A 2,998-nucleotide genomic window follows, 5' to 3' on the forward strand; every position below is an offset into this window, starting at 1 on the left:
TGGACTATCCTGGGAGCAGGAGAATTCAAGGAGCGACGTGATGACGCAAATGGATCTCGGCTTGAATCTGTCAACGAAGCGCACGCGCAAGCGCGAGTTTCTCGATGAGATGACACGCGTAGTGCCGTGGCAGAAACTGATTGCGCTCATCGAGCCGCACTATCCTAAGGGCAAGACTGGCCGGCCGCCGTTTCCGATCGCGACGATGCTGCGTATTCACTTCCTTCAGCAGTGGTTCAGTCTCTCGGACCCGGCGATGGAAGAGGCGCTGCATGACATTCCGCTGTACCGGGAGTTCGCGCTGCTGGACGCTGGCATGACGCGGCTGCCCGATGAAAGCACGATCTTGCGCTTCCGGCACCTGCTTGAAGCTCATGAACTGTCCGTCGGGATGCTGGCGGCGGTCAATGAGATCCTGCAGGCGAAGGGCCTGATGCTCAAGGTGGGCTCGGCGGTCGACGCGACACTGATCTCAGCGCCCAGTTCGACGAAGAAAGCTGGCACGCGAGACCCCGAGATGAGCCAGACGCAAAAGGGAGGCAGGCTCGGTGTGAAGCTCCGGGGACAATGTAACCACCGATCTGTATCGGTACGCGGACCCGTGAGGGAAAGCGGAATCTGCCAGCACAAGTGCGGTGAGGGACTAGGAACGAGCGGTAACGACCAACATACGTGAACCTCTATTAAACGTCGTCATCATTGACAAGCCAAATGTGCTGACAGGCTTGAGCCAAAATGGCGCGCGGCAAGGTCTGGCCTCTGTGTGCTGGGTCAGCATGGACATTGCGCCGCCGGCGGATAGGAGGGGTCCGTCCCGCTCTGAAATTCATGCGGAACAGGATAAGCCCGTAGTGCCGCCGGCAACGGCAGGCGAACCGCAAGGAACGCTGTTGGCACTGCGGGTAAGGGATTGCGGAAAAAGCGAACGCCTTCCTGTAATGGGGAGGATACCGGCTGCTGCATGGTCGGACGCGAAAGCGGGCAGACTTCCGCGTGGTCATTCATGGCGAGAGAACTTGATTAATCGTTATACGAGGGAAGGCAGATGACGGCAATCGGTGGCGCTGCACAAGCAGAGGCGATCGATGCTGGTGCGTCCTCGCGCCCCGCTGAGATGTGGCTTCAGGCTGATTGGCCTCGCATCACAGATGAGGTGAAACGACTCCAGGCGCGTATCGCCCAGGCAACCAAGGAAGGCAGATGGGGCAAAGTAAGTGCCCTGCAGCGTCTGCTGACCCGCTCGCATAGCGGCAAAATGCTAGCCGTGAAACGAGTGACAGAGAATCGCGGCAAGAGAACGCCGGGCGTTGACGGCAAGACTTGGCCAACTCCGGCGGCCAAATGGAAAGGGGTGGAGGCGATGCAACACCGCAGTTACCGAGCGTTGCCGCTTCGACGTATCTACATCCCCAAGAGCAACGGCAAGAACCGTCCGCTAGGAATTCCCCGCATGCTATGCAGATCAATGCAGGCGCTATGGAAGCTCGCCTTGGAGCCCATTGCGGAAAGCCTGGCGGATCCAAACTCGTACGGGTTTCGCCCCAAACGTTCGACTGCCGACGCCATTGAATATTGTTTTACCACGCTGGCTAAGCGCAAGTCACCAGAGTGGGTTTTAGAGGGCGACATCCGTGGCTGTTTCGATAATTTTAGCCACGACTGGATCCTCAAACATATACCAATGGATAAGGAGGTCCTGCGGCGATGGCTTAAGGCCGGATTTATCGATAAAGGTACCCTGTTCGCGACCGAGGCGGGAACTCCGCAAGGGGGCATCATCTCACCCGTCATCGCGAACATGACGTTGGACGGACTTGAAGCGGCAGTAGATGCCAGCGTAGGGCCGACGCCACGCGCGTGCCGAAAGTTCAAAGTCAACGTCAACAGGTATGCGGACGACTTCGTTGTGACCGGAGTCTCGAAAGATATTCTGGAGCAGAACGTACTCCCTGCGGTCAGGCAATTTCTGGCCGTTCGGGGGCTGGAACTCTCAGAAGAGAAAACCAGAGTCACTCACATTGCCGATGGGTTCGACTTCCTCGGGCAGAATGTCCGCAAGTACGCGGATAAGCTGCTTATCAAACCAGCAAGCAAAAGTGTGAAGGCACTTCTGGAGAAGGTTAGGGAAATCGTGAGGCAGCACAGGAGCGCCACGCAGACGAATCTGATTCTGCAACTCAACCCCGTGATTCGGGGTTGGGCCATGTATCACCGTCATGTGGTTTCCAAGTCTCATTTTACGTCGATAGACGCTCACATCTGGCAGCTCTTATGGAAATGGGCTATGCGTCGGCATCCCACGAAAGGCACGGGTTGGGTGAAGCACAAATACTTCCACGTAGAGGGACATCGTACCTGGGCGTTTACCGCGCGAACCAAAGATCGCGGGGTCATCCGACTGTTTCGAGCTACGATGATTCCAATTGTTCGGCACGTGAAGATACGTGGTCAGGCAAATCCGTTTGACCCTGCGTGGTCGCCTTACTTTGCCCGTCGTCGAACCGCGACCGATGGTTGATTGCCCGGTCCCATCCGATGGGGCTGCCGAATGGCTTGAGCCGGATGCGGGGCGACTCGCACGTCCGGTTCTTAGGGGGCGGTGGCGCAGCAATGCACCACCGCTACCCGACATCGGAGTCGATGTGGAGTCGGGCCTGGTGCACAGTGTGAAGTGCACGCCGGCGAACGTTCACGACATTACCGTCGCGCATGAACTGTTGCACGGGAAAGAAAAGATTGCGTTTGCTGATGCGGGCTATGTGGGCATCGAGAAGCGAGGCGAAACGGGAGCGGTGCAGTGGCACGTCGCGATGCGACCGAGCAAGCGGCGAAAGCTGGACAGGAGCAATCGGCTCGACAGGATCTACGACGAGATCGAGCGACTGAAAGCGGGTGTAAGAGCGAAGGTGGAACATCCGTTTCGGGTGCTGAAGTGTCAGTTTGGCTATCTGAAGGCGCGGTATCGAGGATTGGCGAAGAACACGGCTCAGATCGAAAC

At 57.7% G+C, this 2,998-nt stretch carries 1 protein-coding gene and 2 pseudogenes; all 3 read left to right on the plus strand.

Annotated elements, in window-relative coordinates; all coding sequences use genetic code 11:
• Nucleotides 1-40: 40 nt before the first annotated feature.
• Nucleotides 41-544 (plus strand): annotated as a pseudogene (locus HHL24_RS43085) (IS5 family transposase); the annotation flags it as partial.
• A 501-nt stretch (nt 545-1,045) separates the two neighbouring features.
• Nucleotides 1,046-2,518, plus strand: coding sequence for a group II intron reverse transcriptase/maturase (ltrA, locus tag HHL24_RS43090; RefSeq protein ID WP_169491315.1), 1,473 nt, complete (start codon nt 1,046-1,048; stop codon nt 2,516-2,518).
• A 112-nt stretch (nt 2,519-2,630) separates the two neighbouring features.
• Nucleotides 2,631-2,998 (plus strand): annotated as a pseudogene (locus HHL24_RS43095) (transposase); the annotation flags it as partial.

It is taken from the genome of Paraburkholderia polaris (assembly GCF_012927345.1).
Lineage (GTDB): Bacteria > Pseudomonadota > Gammaproteobacteria > Burkholderiales > Burkholderiaceae > Paraburkholderia > Paraburkholderia polaris.

Coding starts and splice junctions, on each gene's coding strand:
- ltrA (WP_169491315.1), top strand. CDS start 1,046: ATGACGGCAATCGGTGGCGCTGCACAAGCAGAGGCGATCGATGCTGGT.